This is a genomic window from Streptomyces niphimycinicus (genome assembly GCF_018883605.1).
Lineage (GTDB): Bacteria > Actinomycetota > Actinomycetes > Streptomycetales > Streptomycetaceae > Streptomyces > Streptomyces niphimycinicus.
In genome coordinates this window covers 19,294-32,177 of the sequence record NZ_JAHLEM010000123.1, presented here as the reverse complement: position 1 = coordinate 32,177, position 12,884 = coordinate 19,294, and the positions used below count along the sequence as shown (strand labels likewise).

13 protein-coding genes and 1 pseudogene are annotated in these 12,884 nt (G+C 73.2%); 7 read left to right on the top strand and 7 right to left on the bottom strand.

The genetic code is table 11. The annotated features are described in order from the left end of the window. The coding region (locus tag KN815_RS13750; protein ID WP_216342148.1) for a hypothetical protein at positions 1–198 on the top strand (198 nt) is incomplete at its 5' end. Positions 199–312: 114 nt separating this feature from the next. Here KN815_RS13750 and KN815_RS13745 read toward each other — a convergent pair. After that, positions 313–1,239 carry a zinc-binding dehydrogenase gene (locus tag KN815_RS13745; RefSeq protein ID WP_216342146.1) on the bottom strand — a complete coding sequence of 309 codons (927 nt, stop codon included), beginning with the start codon at positions 1,237–1,239 and terminating at the stop codon, positions 313–315. Positions 1,240–1,337: 98 nt separating this feature from the next. On the opposite strand from KN815_RS13745, the gene KN815_RS13740 reads away from it, so the two are divergent. Beyond that, positions 1,338–2,000, top strand: coding sequence for a TetR/AcrR family transcriptional regulator (locus KN815_RS13740; RefSeq protein WP_253208958.1), 663 nt, complete (start codon positions 1,338–1,340; stop codon positions 1,998–2,000). Positions 2,001–2,034: 34 nt separating this feature from the next. Here the strand turns inward: KN815_RS13740 and KN815_RS13735 are convergent, their stop codons facing one another. Further along, complete coding sequence (locus KN815_RS13735; RefSeq protein ID WP_216342144.1) at positions 2,035–2,436, bottom strand: DUF3592 domain-containing protein; 402 nt, start codon at positions 2,434–2,436, stop codon at positions 2,035–2,037. Positions 2,437–2,560: 124 nt separating this feature from the next. Here KN815_RS13735 and dacB point away from each other — a divergent pair, with 124 nt between their 5' ends. After that, complete coding sequence (gene dacB / locus KN815_RS13730; RefSeq protein WP_216342142.1) at positions 2,561–4,135, top strand: D-alanyl-D-alanine carboxypeptidase/D-alanyl-D-alanine endopeptidase; 1,575 nt, start codon at positions 2,561–2,563, stop codon at positions 4,133–4,135. Positions 4,136–4,471: 336 nt separating this feature from the next. Here dacB and KN815_RS13725 read toward each other — a convergent pair. Together KN815_RS13725 and KN815_RS13720 are read right to left on the bottom strand one after the other, a co-directional pair. Further along, positions 4,472–4,660, bottom strand: a pseudogene (locus tag KN815_RS13725) (hypothetical protein); the annotation flags it as partial. Between the two features lie 50 nt (positions 4,661–4,710). Further along, on the bottom strand, positions 4,711–5,604 hold the full coding sequence (locus KN815_RS13720) for a LysR family transcriptional regulator (RefSeq protein WP_216342140.1): 894 nt from the start codon (positions 5,602–5,604) through the stop codon (positions 4,711–4,713). Here KN815_RS13720 and KN815_RS13715 point away from each other — a divergent pair. Then, the gene (locus tag KN815_RS13715) at positions 5,603–6,607 is read left to right on the top strand and encodes an alpha/beta fold hydrolase (RefSeq protein ID WP_301184576.1); all 1,005 of its coding nucleotides are present in this window, start codon (positions 5,603–5,605) and stop codon (positions 6,605–6,607) included. The two genes, KN815_RS13720 and KN815_RS13715, sit on opposite strands and share 2 nt — an antisense overlap. Before the next feature lie 60 nt (positions 6,608–6,667). On the opposite strand, the gene KN815_RS13710 is transcribed toward KN815_RS13715, so the two are convergent. Then, the gene (locus KN815_RS13710) at positions 6,668–7,981 is read right to left on the bottom strand and encodes an MFS transporter (RefSeq protein WP_216342136.1); all 1,314 of its coding nucleotides are present in this window, start codon (positions 7,979–7,981) and stop codon (positions 6,668–6,670) included. 114 nt (positions 7,982–8,095) lie between these two features. Between KN815_RS13710 and KN815_RS13705 the strand changes: the two genes are divergently transcribed. Next, positions 8,096–9,058: a LysR family transcriptional regulator gene (locus KN815_RS13705; protein ID WP_216342134.1), complete on the top strand. Its 963-nt coding sequence runs from the start codon at positions 8,096–8,098 to the stop codon at positions 9,056–9,058. A 1-nt stretch (position 9,059) separates the two neighbouring features. Here the strand turns inward: KN815_RS13705 and KN815_RS13700 are convergent, their stop codons facing one another. Further along, positions 9,060–9,344, bottom strand: a complete 285-nt coding sequence (locus tag KN815_RS13700; RefSeq protein ID WP_216342133.1) for a hypothetical protein — start codon at positions 9,342–9,344, stop codon at positions 9,060–9,062. After that, positions 9,341–9,709 carry a hypothetical protein gene (locus tag KN815_RS13695; protein ID WP_216342132.1) on the bottom strand — a complete coding sequence of 123 codons (369 nt, stop codon included), beginning with the start codon at positions 9,707–9,709 and terminating at the stop codon, positions 9,341–9,343. Before KN815_RS13695 ends, KN815_RS13700 begins: the two co-directional genes overlap by 4 nt. Positions 9,710–10,069: 360 nt before the next feature. Between KN815_RS13695 and KN815_RS13690 the strand changes: the two genes are divergently transcribed. Both KN815_RS13690 and KN815_RS13685 read left to right on the top strand, forming a co-directional pair. After that, positions 10,070–11,473 (top strand): nitrate/nitrite transporter, encoded by a 1,404-nt coding sequence (locus KN815_RS13690; RefSeq protein ID WP_216342130.1) that lies wholly within the window; start codon positions 10,070–10,072, stop codon positions 11,471–11,473. 244 nt (positions 11,474–11,717) lie between these two features. Further along, on the top strand, positions 11,718–12,884 hold the full coding sequence (locus tag KN815_RS13685; RefSeq protein ID WP_216342129.1) for a uroporphyrinogen-III synthase: 1,167 nt from the start codon (positions 11,718–11,720) through the stop codon (positions 12,882–12,884).

Below are 12,884 nucleotides of genomic sequence, written 5' to 3'. Positions count from 1 at the left end.
GCTCGGGACGAACGGCCGAAGATGACGATGCGCGTCTACACCATGGCGCACGACGGGATCGTCACCGCGCGGAGAGCGATAGTGGCCGTCCTCGCAGGAGAAAAGAGCGACATCTACTCGATGGGGCAGGCGTGGCCGCCGTGCCAGTGCCCCCGCCACCGCGACCACAACAATCCCCACCGCTTCAAGCGGTCCTGAGGTCGCCGTCCGCCTCGTGTCCTGATGCTCAGGGGCGGGCCGGGGCTGGACCGACCTGGGGCCCGGTCGTCTGCTTCCTCCGTGGCAGACGACCGGGGCCGTCACTGACGCGCTTCAGCCGATGTCCAGGACCGCCTTGCCGTGGAGGCGGCGGTCCAGCAGGGCGGTGACGGCCTCCTCGGCCCGGTCCCAGCCGCCGCGCCAGGTGATCTGGGGGTCCAGGTCGCCCGTCGCGACGCGCTCCGCGAGCCAGCCGAGGTCGGGGCCGATGTCGGCGCCGTCCAGTAGGTAGAAGGTGACGATCGAGCGGTCGTGGCGGCCTTCGTTGCCGGAGAGGGCGCCGAAGGGGAAGGTCTCGGGCTGGCCCGTGACATGGCCGACGGAGACCAGGGTGCCGTGTGCGGCGAGTTTGTCGTATGCCGCTACGAGCTGGGGTCCGCCGACGTTGTCGACCACTCCGTGCACCGGCTCGTCGATCTCCGTCGGGTCCTTGACCACCTGGTGGGCGCCCAGTGTCCGCAGGCCGTCGCCGTGGGTGGCCGGGTCGCCGGTGGAGGCGATGACATGGGCGCCGCCGAGCCGGGCGAGCTGGACGGCGTAGCGGCCGACGCCGCCGGTGGCGCCCGTGATCAGGATGCGGCGGCCGAGGGTGTCGCCGATCCGGCGCAGGGCGCGCAGGGCGCTGCCGCCCGCGACCGGGATGGTGCTGATCGCGCCGGGGTCGGCGCCGGTGGGCGGGACGCCGAGCATCGCGGTGTCCACCGCGCGCAGTTCCGCCCAGCCGCCGTCCGCGCCCAGGGTGACGACGGGGGTTCCGGCGGCAGGTCCGGAGCCGTCGGCGGCGGCGCGCTCGACCACTCCGGCGGCGTCCCAGCCCAGCACGGTGCCCTCGGGGGCCTCGGTCCGGTGGGCGACCTCGCCGTAGTTGAGGGAGGTGGCGGTCACCCGGACCAGGGCCTGGTGGGGGGCGGGTTCGGGGTCGGCGGCCTCGCCGAGGCGGAGGCCGGAGGGGGCGGAGTGGTCAACGAGCAGGGCGCGCATGGCGGTTCGCCTTTCGATGAAGGGTGGCGATCACAGTTATGCCACTGAGTGGCAAACGCGCGCAAGTGGCGTCATCGGTGACGGTTACACTTTCCGCCGTGACTGCCGCTCCCAACTCCTCACTGCGCGAACGCAAGAAGCGGCGCACCCGTCAGGCGCTGATAGACACCGCGCTGGAGCTGTTCACCCGGCGCGGCTTCGGCGGGGTGACGCTGGATGAGCTGTGCGAGGAGGTGGAGGTCTCCAAGCGCACCTTCTTCCGCACCTTCACCAGCAAGGAAGATGTCGCGATGGCCCCCGACCAGGACCTGTGGCGGGCCTTCCTGGAGGAGCTGGAGACAGCGGACCCGGGCGCGCTGCCGGTGGTGGAGCTGGGGCGGGACGCGCTGCTGGCCGCGCTGGAGCGGATGGACGACGAGGGCTGGGCCCGGCGGATGCTGCTCAGCAGGCGGCTGGCCGAGCGGACGCCCTCGATGGGCGCGCACGGCCTCCAGTTCTGCGAGGCCACCACGCAGGAGGCGCTGGCGATCCTGCACCGCCGGTTCGGCCTCGGGGCGCGGGGCGACCTCCGGCCGCGGCTGGCGGTGGACATGCTCGTCGCCGCGTTCCACGGGGCGCTGGCGAGTTGGGTGGCGCAGGCAGGTGAGGTGGCTGACGCGGTACGTGACGAGCCGCCCACCACGGAGGAACTGGCCGCCCGCCTCCGCCAGGCCGTCGCCGCCCTCCCCGAAAGCCTCGCGCTCACGACGACGCCCGCCTGACGGCCGGCCGCAGCGCCGCGCCGTTGGGCGACGGTCAGATGAAGGCGATCACCAGGCCGAGGCCGAAGAAGATCGATCCGATCAGGGTCATGCCCAAAGCCGGGCCCACCATCTGGCGCCGCATGTCCACCCGCGCCTTGTGCGAGCTGCCCGGGAGGTACACCACGCCCACTCTCCGGCCGGTCGCCAGCCCCATCCCCACGCCCTGGATCGCGGTCTTGAACTCCACCAGGTAGCCCTGGTGGTCGTGGAACCGAATGACCGGCGTCTGGGTCGCGCCGTCGTCCCGGCGGTCCACGATGTTGGCGACCACCAGCCCCTCCGTGCGGAGCCCCTCGCGACGCAGCCGCCGCACCAGCCGGATGTCGCGGACGGCGCAGGCGTAGATGAGCAGGCCGACCGCGATACACAGCAGATCGGCTCCGGGCACGGCCATCGATGAACCGCCTCTCGTCGTGTTCGCATCCCCCGCTCGCCACAGGAGACGCGTTGGTCCGGAGCTTCGGTTGCCGGCCGCGCGCTCTGTCGCGAAATGACGGGGTGCGGGATCCTCCCGTGACATGAGCAGACCCATGAAGCGTCGTGTGAGCGGCTGGATCTGGCCCCTCGTCATCGGACTCGCCTGCACCCTCACCTGGAGCTCGCCTGCCGGTGCGGACACCTCCCGCGCCGGGATCGGCGACGCCCTCGACACCATCCTCGCCGACCCCCTGCTGAAGGGCGGCGCGGCCGGGGTGGTGGTCGCCGACGCCGATTCCGGCGCCGCCCTCTACCGGCACCGGGCAGATGACCGGCTGATGCCCGCCTCCAACACCAAGCTGTTCACCTCGGCCGCCGCCATGGGGCTGCTCGGCCCCGACCACCGCTTCGGCACCGATGTGCTGGCCGACGGCAGCCGCCACGGCCGTACGCTCCGGGGCGATCTGTATCTGCGCGGCACCGGCGATCCCACGATGCTCGCGGGGGACTACGACCGCTTGGCCAAGGGCGTCGCCGACGCGGGGATCACCAAGGTCACCGGGCGGCTGGTCGCCGATGACACCCGCTTCGACGCGCAGCGGGTGGGCCGCTCCTGGGCGGCCGACGACGAGTCCGCGTACTACGCGGCGCAGATCTCCGCGCTGACCCTCGCCCCCGACACCGACTACGACGCGGGCAGCGTCATCGTCGAGGTCGCCCCGGGCACGGCCGCCGGTGACCGGCCGAAGGTCACCGTCACGCCGCCGAACTCCTACGTACGGATCGACAACCGCGCGACCACCGGAAGCGGCGGCCTCACCGTCGAGCGCGGGCACGGCTCCAACACCATCACCGTCAGCGGCGCGATTCCGGCCGGGGCGGCGACCGCCAAGGAGTGGGTCAGCGTCTGGGAGCCCACCGGCTACGCCGCCTCGGTCTTCGCCGACGCCCTCCACCGGCACGGCGTCCGGGTGGCCGGGCCCACCCGCCTGGGCCGGGCCGCTCCGGCGGACGCCCGGACGCTCGCCGCCCACCGGTCCATGCCGCTCAAGGAACTGCTGATCCCCTTCATGAAGCTGTCCAACAACATCCACGCCGAGGCGCTCACCAAGGCCATCGGCTATGCGACGGCCGGTCGCGGCACCTGGGACGCGGGGCTCGGCGCCATCGCCGACTGGCTGAAGAAGCAGGGCGTGGACACCGGCGCGGTGCGCCAGGTCGACGGCTCGGGGCTGTCCCGGATGGACAACATCGCGGCCGGGCGCCTCAGCGAGCTGCTGCTGTCGGTGCGCGACGAGCCCTGGTACGCCGACTGGTACGCCTCGCTGCCGGTGGCCTGCGCACCCGACCGGTTCGTGGGCGGCACGCTGCGGACGCGGATGTGCTCCACCCCGGCGGCCGGCAACGCACGCGGCAAGACCGGCTCCCTGACCGGCGCCTCCGCGCTCTCCGGCTATGTCACCGACGCGGACGGCAGGGAGCTGGTCTACAGCGTCGTCCTCAACAACTACCTCGCGGACTCGGTGAAGGGCCTGGAGGACGCGATCGTGGTGACGCTCGCGAAGTCCGGCGGGGGCCATGCGGAGGCGGTGCGGCCTCGTGCCGTACGGGGCGCCACGGCCGCCACGGCCGACGCCGGACGCGAGTGTTCCTGGAGCAAGCCCCGGAGCTGCTGAGCCGCAGCCGCTGCGGCTGAGCGCTCCGCTGGAAGCGTCGCGATGCGTCGTCGGCCGACTGCGGCGCCGTCGTGGCTGGTCCCACGCGGCGGAGCCGCGCATCGACACAGCCGCGGCGCCGCACATCGACACACCCCCGCGCCCCTTCGGGGCGCTGCCCGAACCGTAGCGGACCTCCTCCGACCTGCTTACGGCTGTGGCACCGGCAACGTCAGCACACGTGTCCCCGCCGCCGCGTCCGCCGCCGCGCCGCCGGCCACCTCCAGCCGCCAGGGCGCGAGGTGCCGGTGGCCTCGGCGCGCAGCTCCGCCCCGTCCCGTACGACGGTGAAGGTGGCGTGAGCTCCTGGTCCTCGGCGCTGAACTGGACCCGGGAGACCGCCTCCGAACCGACTTCAAAGGACACCCGTCCGGGGTGGTCGACGAAGACGCCGTAGCCCGCGTCGGTGAGGAAGAACGGGACGTTCTTGTACGCCTGTTCGGTGGCGGTGCCGCCGTCGGCGTTCCAGATGTCGGTGGTCTGGCCGTCCGTTGACAAAACGGGCTGGAACGGGCGCGGGGGTCGCGTTTCCGGGCTCAGTCCCGATGGACCTGGCGGACCGTGCGGAGGAAGGCGCCCAGGGCGCTCGGTACCGGTCCGAAGCGATGCGCGAGGTGGAACTCCAGCCCGGCGGCGGCCGGTTCCAGCGGCAGCAGGGTCACCCCCACATGCCGGAACCGCCGCATCCCCGCCGGTCCGATGCCGATTCCCAGCCCGCAGGCGACCAGCCCGAGCAGGGTGTGCAGATTGTGCGCCTCATGCGCGATCCTCGGCTCGACCCCGGCGGCGCGGCATACGGCGAGCGCCACATCAGCGGCGGCGGGCTCGGCCTGCCGCGAGGAGAGGATCAGCGGTTCGCCGTCCAGCGCCCGTACGGGCACGGACGCGGCACCGGTCAGCGGATGGCCGGACGGCACCGCCGCCACCAGGGTCTCGCGGCCCAGCGGAAGGGTGCTCAGCCGCCGCCGGGTGGATGCGGGCGGCGGGCCGCAGATGACCCCGATGTCCAGGCTGCCGTCCAGCAGCGCCTCGATCTGCCGGGCGCTGGGGAGTTCGCGCAGCTCCAGCCGGACCTGCGGGCGGCGGGTCCGGAAGGCGGTGAGCACCTCGGGCAGCACGGCGGCCAGCGCGGTGCCGAGGAAGCCGATGGCGAGCGAACCGGTCTCGCCCCGGCCGGCGTCGGCCGCGTCCCGTACGGCGAGGTCGAGGTGGTCCAGCACCTGCCGGGCCCGGGCCAGAAACGCCTCACCCGCGGCGGTGGGCCGCACCCCGTGCCCGGTGCGGTCGAAGAGCCGTACGCCCAACTCGGTCTCCAGCGCCTTGATCTGCTGGGACAGCGGGGGCTGCCGAATGCCCAGCGCGGCGGCGGCGCGGCCGAAGTGGGCGTGCTCGGAGAGGGTGAGCGCATAGCGCAGATGGCGCAGCTCCATGAGCCAAGCCTATATCCGATCGCGAATAATCCCTTCATCTCTCATATATCAAAGAAGAAAATACCGGTGTGCCGGTGCTCGACTGGCCCGCATGAACGCGACGCGAGAACACCGAGAACACCGAGAACATCAAGAGCACCGAGAACACCAAGAGCACCAAGAGCACCGCGAGACGACGATCGAGGGCGTGAGGCTGCACTGGGTGCGGGCGGGGTCGGCCGGGTCGGGAACCCCCGTCGTCCTGCTCCACGGCTGGCCGCAGACCTGGTACGCCTGGCGCAAGGTGATCCCCGGACTCGCCCGCGACCACGAGGTGTTCGCGGTGGACCTGCCGGGCCTCGGCGACTCGGGCTCCTCCCCGCGTGGCCAGGGCGTCCGGATCGCCGCCGACCTCCTCGACGCCTGGCGCGCCGAACTGGGCCTGGACCGGGTCCATGTCGTCGGCCACGATCTGGGCGGCCCCATCGGCTATGCGTGGGCCGCCGCCCACCCCGCCCATGTCCGCAGCTTCACCCTGCTCGCCGTGCCGCTGCACGGCTTTGGGCTGAGCGAGCTGATCGCCCGCGCCGGGCTCTGGCACTTCGGCTTCTTCTCGGTGCCCGGTCTCGCGGAGAAGCTGGCGGAGGGCCGGGAGCGGATCCTGCTGGAGCACTTCTACGCGCACGCCATGGAGAGCGGGGCCATCAGCCCCGCCGATGTCGACACCTATCTGCACACCTACACCCGGCCGGGTCGGCTGGCCAACGGCTTCGCGTACTACCGCAACGCCCCCGCCGACACCGCCGCCCTCACCGAACTCGCCCGCACCCGGCTGCCGATGCCCACCCTGGCCGTCGGCTGCGGCCGGGCCGGCGGCCCGGCCCCTCTCCACAGCCTCGGCCAGGTCGCCCCGGCGACCCGCGGTGCCGTGATCGACGACAGCGGCCACTACCTCCCCGAGGAGCAACCGGGCCCCTTGCTGTCGCTGCTTGTGCCCTTCCTGGCGGAGGCGGACGGGTCGTGACACCCGGCTCGGTCATGTGGCTGTGGCCTCCTGGGCCTCGTTCACCACGGCCACGAGTGGTCATGGCCGGCCCTCCGAGTCGTGTGCGTGCGGTACGGACCGTAGCGGGGCCCGCAGCCAACCCCGCCCCGACCAGGCGATGGCGAAGGCGAGCGCCGCCGCCAGCGCCGGGGTGAGGTAGGCCGAGGTGGGGGCCAGATGGTCCACCGTCCAGCCGCCCACCGCGGCGCCCGTGGAGATGCCGATGAGCAGACCGGTGTACACGGTGGTCATCCCCTCGTTGAGGCGGGCGGCCGGGAGCAGCCGGTGCACCAGGGTCATGCCGTTGATCATCGTGGGGGCCGTGGCCATGCCCGCCAGGAAGAGCAGCGGGGCGAGGGCGGCCAGGCTCTGGGCGGTCAGGAGCGGGAGGACGGCCAGGGCCATCGCGGCCACGCCCGCCACCAGGCGCCCTCCGGCCGTACCGCGCGGTGGCAGCGCTCCGAAGACCAGCCCGGCGGCGCAGGAACCGGCGGCCTGGAGGGCGAGGACGGCGCTGCTCGCCGTGGAGCCCCCGTACGCGCCGACGGCGGCGACCGTCGCCACCTCCATCGAGCCGAAGACCGCGCCGGTCGCGAGAAAGGTCAACAGGACGACCCGCAGAGCGGGGGTGAGGAGCAGGCGGCCCCGGGCGGCGTGCGGTTCCGGCGCCGGTTCGGTGCGGCGCTGGGCGGCGAACAGCAGGGTGCCGGTGAGCAGCAGCGCCGCCGCCGTGACCAGCCCCGCCTCGGGGAGCACCGCCGTGCACAGCACCATGGCCAGCGCGGGCCCGGCCATGAAGCAGACCTCGTCCACGACCTGTTCGAAGGAGGCGGCGGTGTGCCGGGCGGCCGGGTCGTCGCGGTGCAGCGCGGCCCAGCGGGCGCGGGTCATCGCGCCCAGGGCGGGCACGCCGGACGAGCCCGCCGCGCAGCAGAACAGCGTCCAGGCCGGGGCGCCGAAGTGGACGCACAGCACCATGGCGGTCGCCCCGGCCACGAAGACGAGGGCGGCGGGGACCGCGACCCTGGCCTGCCCGTACCGGTCGACCAGCCGCCCCAGCAGCGGCCCCGCGAGCGCCGTCACCGCGACTCCGGCCGCCGAGACGGCGCCCGCGAGCGCGTACGAGTCCCGCACCGTGGCGATCATCAGCACCGTGGAGACGCCGAGCATCGAGCCCGGCAGCCGTCCGACGAGGGCCGCGAGCGTGAAGGCGAGCGCGCCGGGGGCGGCGAAGAGCCGGCGGTACGGGGCGAGCGGTGACCGGCGGCGCGGCGGGGTGGGGGCGGCGCCGGGGCGGGAGGCGGGGCGGGAAGGACGCGGCACGACGGGCCGGGAGGCGAGGAAGAGGATCACCCCAATACGGTCCCGGGGCCGCCCGGGGCCGGTCCAACACCTGATCCGGGCCCATTCACGCATATCCGTTGTCAATGCCGAGCGGGTGAAGGATCGAGAATCGCGTCGGTCACCATGGTGCGCGTGAACCGGGACATCGAACCGCGCCTGCTGCGCGCCTTCACCGCCGTCGCCGACGAACTGCACTTCACCCGCGCCGCAGCTCGCCTCTACGTCGCCCAGCAGGCCCTCAGCCGCGACATCCGGCGCCTGGAGCGGGAGTTGGGCGCGGAGCTGTTCGTCCGCACCACCCGCCAGGTCGCCCTCACGGCCGCGGGTGAGCGGCTGCTCCCGTACGCCCGGCGGGTGCTCCAGGCCCAGGACGACCTGGCGGCGGCCTTCAGCGGGGCCGAGCGCCGCCCGCTGCTGGTGGACGTGGGCGCCCCGGTGAGCACGGGGAACCAGGTGCTGACGGAGGCGCGGCACCGCCTCGGCCCCGAGACCGAACTGGTGGCCCGCTTCCACAGCGGCCTGGCCGGGGCCGCCGCCGAACTCCTCGCCGGCCGCCTCGACGTCTCCTTCGGCCGGGCCCACGGCCTCGACCCCGCCGTACTCGCCCGGCTGGAACACCGCCTCATCCGCTATGAGCGCATCGCCGTGGTCCTGCGCGAAGACCATCCGCTGGCCGGGCTCGAGGAGATCCCGCTGGCCGCGCTCGCGGGCGAGACCCTGTACGCGGCGGCGGGCAACCCCACCACCACCGAGTGGACCGACCTGGCCGCACAGCTCTTCGCGGGGCGCGGGATCGCGATGGCGGAGCCGTTCCCGGAGATCGAGGGGGACGAGGAGTTCATCCGGGTGGTGACCAAGCGCCGCTGGTCGGTGCTGGCCAGCGAGGTGTTCATCCACCTCCCCGGCACGGTGCTACGCCCCCTCACCGACCCGGTCCCGCTCTCCCCGGTCTCCCTGCTCTGGCGCCGCGACCTGCGCCACCCCGGCCTGGACGCCCTCCACGCCGCGGCCCGCACGCTCGCCACCACATCCGACTGGCTCGCCCGCCCACCAGGCGCCTGGCTGCCACACCCGGAGGCGGGCTGAATCAGAGATCTTCGTACGGCGGAATGACGCGCGTGATGACGATGAGCCGCAGGCGTGGCATGGCCAGGAAGTACAGCCAGCCATCCCCGCCGATACCGAGACGGCGCAGCCCACCCGGGACACCCGGCTGAGGACCCTTGCCGATATCGGCGACGTCGACGCCCAGGTCGGCGAGGTCGACCAGTTCATGTGCGAGGCGTTCGACCTCGCTGATCACGTGGCCGGGCAGCCCGGCGACGACGTGCGCTTCGTCCGGGTCGTACTCCCAGCGCCATGCGTCGCTCACGCGTCTCCTCGCTTCAGCCCGGCCTCGGCGAACGCGGCGTCCAGGATCCGGCCGACCTCCGTGGCGGCCTCGCGAGCCTGGACGAGGTCGTCCGTTTCCGCGATCAGCGCTTCCAACTTACGGAGACGGGCAGCGCGCGCCGGGTGGCGCGCGATCGCCACATTGACCGCCCATTGCCGGGTGAAGCGGCGCAGCGGGGCCGCGCTCACATCGGCGCGGGCCTGCCGCACCGCTTCGGCGCGCTCGGCGTCGAAGGCGGCCAGGGACCCAGGGGCGACCTGCGCCACTGTCGCGCGCAGCGCCTCCGGTGTGCTGGCGGGTTGTGGCACCACCGGGTCGTGCGGGTGGTCCGGCTGGCTGCTCATGCGATCCTCCGGCGGGGCGGGCGGGCGGTGCACCGCGTACGGTACCGGGCGATATCTCGCGTCGCGTATGCGATGGCCACGACTCCACCGCATGAGGGAATCCCTGGGGTTCCGGGGGGCTCGGGGTCCCGGAGTGCCCGGGCCCGTGCCCGAGTGCCCGAGTGCCCGGGCCCGTGCCCGAGTGCCCGGGCCCCGGCATCCCGGCCCACGGCCCCAGCACCCCGAGGCCCCCGGAAAACCCCTCACCGACCCCCGCCCCCGCAGGTGAGTGCAAGGTTTCGTCCGTGTCACCTGCCGCCACAGCGCGGTAATGCGCCGTCCCTACCGTCGGGCAGCGACACCGAGAACTGTGGAGGCGTGATGACTGCCCCGACCACCACCGCCGCACGCGAGGGGGGCCGCTGGATCGAGCAGTGGGACCCGGAGGACGAGACCTTCTGGAGGGAGAAGGGGGAGCGGATCGCCACCCGGAATCTGGTCTTCTCGATCCTCTCCGAGCACATCGGGTTCTCCATCTGGAGCCTGTGGTCGGTGATGGTCCTGTTCATGGGGCCGGAGTACGGCGTCGACGCGGCCGGGAAGTTCTTCCTGGTGGCCATGCCCACGCTGGTCGGCGGGATCCTTCGGGTCCCGTACACCTTCGCCGTCGCGCGGTTCGGCGGGCGCAACTGGACGATCATCAGCGCGGCGACGCTGCTCGTACCCGCGGTCGCCGCCGCCGTGGTGATGGAGCCCGGGACCTCCTACACCACCTTCATGGTGGTCGCGGCGCTCACCGGGGTCGGCGGCGGCAACTTCGCCTCGTCCATGACCAACATCAACTCCTTCTATCCGCTCAGGAAGAAGGGCTGGGCGCTCGGGCTCAACGCGGGCGGCGGCAATATCGGCGTGCCCGTGATCCAGTTGATCGGGCTGCTGGTCATCGGCACCGCCGGGGCGGCCCATCCGCGGCTCGTGCTCGCCGTCTACATCCCGCTGATCGTGGTCGCGGCGGTGCTCTCGGCGCTGTTCATGGACAACCTGGCGCCGGTGCGCAACGACTCCGGGGCGGCCAAGGAAGCGGCGCGGGACGCCCACACCTGGATCATGTCGCTGCTCTACATCGGCACCTTCGGCTCGTTCATCGGCTACAGCTTCGCCTTCGGCCTGGTGCTCCAGAACCAGTTCGACCGCACCCCGCTCCAGGCCGCCTCGCTCACCTTCATCGGACCGCTGCTCGGCTCGCTCATCCGCCCCGTCGGCGGGCGGCTCGCCGACGCCCACGGCGGCGCGAAGATCACCCTGTGGAACTTCGCCGCAATGGCCGCCGCGACCCTCGTGGTCGTCTACGCCTCCGCGCAGAAGTCCCTGCCCGTCTTCCTCACCGGCTTCATCGCCCTCTTCGTCCTCAGCGGGCTCGGCAACGGCGCCACCTTCAAGATGATCCCCGGCATCTTCCAGGCCAAGGCCCTCGCCCGGGGCCTCGCGGGCGAGGAGGCCGCCTCCTACGGGCGGCGGCTCTCGGGCGCGGCGATGGGGCTGATCGGGGCGGTCGGCGCGCTCGGCGGGCTCGGGATCAACCTCGTCTTCCGGGAGTCGTTCGCCCGCGCCCACTCCGGCACTCCCGCCTTCGTCTCCTTCCTCGCCTTCTACGCCGTATGCTCCGCGGTCACCTGGGCCGTATACCTCCGCGGCACCCGCCCGGCCTCGGCGCCGGCGCCCGGCGCCGAGCCGGACACGCATGATCCGCGGCCGGAGCGGCAACCCGCGTATGCGGATGTCTGAGCGGCAAGCCGCTTGCGCGGATGTCTGAGCGAGCGGCTCGGGGCGTACGGTCGACCGGGGAAGCCCCCGGCCCCCGGGGCCCCGGCCGCCGGCCCCCGGGCCCCGGGCCCCGGGCCTCCGCCCTCGGCCGTACGCTCCGTTACAGGTGGGAAACCTCCGCGAACCGCCACCGTCACGGGACGGCGACAGGATGCGGAACGGAGGCGCCCATACGCGAGTGAATCGGGAGATCGGGACGAGAGCCATGCACCGAGAACAGACCGCGGCCGCGGGCGACGAAGCACCCGTCGGCCCGCTCGCCGGATTCACCGTGGGGGTCACCGCGGCACGGCGCGCGGATGAGCTCGGCGCGCTGCTGCGGCGGCGCGGCGCGGCCGTGATGCACGCGCCGGCGCTGCGGATCGTGCCGCTGGCCGACGACTCCGAACTCCTGGCCGCCACCAAACAGTTGATCGACCACGCCCCGCATGTCGTCATCGCCACCACCGCCATCGGCTTCCGCGGCTGGGTCGAGGCCGCCGACGGCTGGGGCCTGGGCGACGCGCTGCTGGACCGGCTGCGCGAGGTGCGGCTGCTGGCCCGCGGGCCCAAGGTACGCGGGGCGATCCGGGCCGCCGGGCTCACCGAGGAGTGGTCACCGCCCTCCGAGTCCATGGCCGAGGTGCTCGAACGGCTGCTGGAGGAGGGTGTCGAGGGGCAGCGCATCGCCATCCAACTGCACGGCGAGCCGCTGCCCGGCTTCATCGAGTCGCTGCGCGCCGGGGGAGCGGAGGTGGTCGGGGTGCCGGTCTACCGCTGGATGCCACCGGAGGACATCGGGCCCGTGGACCGACTGCTGGACGCGACGGTCGCCCGCGCCCTGGACGCCGTCACCTTCACCAGCGCCCCCGCCGCCGCGAGCCTGCTGGACCGGGCCGAACGGCGCGGTATGCGCGAGGAACTCCTGGACGCGCTCCGCCATGACGTGCTGGCGGCCTGCGTCGGCCCGGTCACCGCGCTCCCGCTGGAGGCCCACGACATACCCACCTCCCAGCCCGAACGATTCCGCCTGGGCCCCCTCGTCCAACTGCTGACCGCGGAACTCCCGGGCCGGGTCCGCCCGTTGCCGGTCGCCGGGCGCCGCCTGGAGATCCGCGGCCACGCGGTGGTCGTCGACGGCGAACTGCGCACCGTGCCACCTGCGGGGATGGCTTTGCTCCGCGCCCTGGCCCGGCGCCCCGGTTGGGTCGTGGCCCGCGCGGAACTCCTGCGCTCCCTGCCGGGCGCGGGCCGCGACGAACACGCGGTGGAAACGGCGATGGCCCGCCTGCGTACGGCCCTCGGCTCCCCCAAGCTCATCCAGACCGTGGTCAAGCGGGGGTACAGGCTGGCGCTGGACCCGTCGGCCGAAACGAAGTACGCGGACGCGTAG